The organism is Ochrobactrum sp. SFR4, assembly GCF_019730395.1.
In the GTDB taxonomy this organism is placed as follows: Bacteria; Pseudomonadota; Alphaproteobacteria; order Rhizobiales; family Rhizobiaceae; genus Pseudochrobactrum.
Genome location: NZ_JAAPBB010000797.1, coordinates 1 through 270 on the forward strand (window position 1 = coordinate 1; position 270 = coordinate 270).

General features: G+C 55.6%; 1 pseudogene. It reads left to right on the forward strand.

The features are described 5' to 3' along the window. A pseudogene (locus HBA93_RS21265) lies at positions 1-270 on the forward strand (MFS transporter); the annotation flags it as partial.

Below are 270 nucleotides of genomic sequence, written 5' to 3' on the forward strand. Positions count from 1 at the left end.
GGCAGAATGGGCTGCAAAGCTCGGCGGTACATTATTGCCAAACGGCTCCGTGCGCCTCGGCTCTTTTGAAGGTGCCCTCACCGCATTAGAAGGTTTTGCAGAAGGTGAATGGTGGGTGCAAGATGCTGCTGCAAGCCTGCCCGCCACCTTGCTCGGCGATATTAAAGGCAAACGCGTTGCCGATCTTTGCGCTGCACCCGGCGGCAAGACTGCACAGCTGATTATGGCCGGTGCCAAAGTCACCGCGTTTGATATTAATAAAAACCGCCT